The 239-nt window shown below is 43.5% G+C and carries 1 pseudogene; it reads right to left on the bottom strand.

Features of this window, described 5'->3' with window-relative positions:
* Positions 1-239, bottom strand: a pseudogene (locus AC0IXC_RS29370) (AMP-binding protein); the annotation flags it as partial.

Genomic DNA, 239 nt, shown 5'->3' with positions numbered 1-239 from the left:
GCCAAGAGCAATTGTCGCATTGGAAGAAATAGCACCGAGTACTGTATGGGCCGGGGCGTTAATATGGAATCACGGCAGCGCTGTAAATAAAATATCTTTCGAACTGGCGCCAACCATATAGGTGGCAAATGACTGCGCAGAATTTACATAGGCAGAATGACTTAACATGACCCCTTGAGGTAATCCAGTCGTTCCAGAGGTATAAAGAATACTGTTAATAGAAGAGGAGGAAACAAATT

It is taken from the genome of Bacillus sp. AC266 (assembly GCF_979253805.1).
Note: the sequence above shows the minus strand (reverse complement) of the source record. Positions and strands in the feature narration are given on the sequence as shown.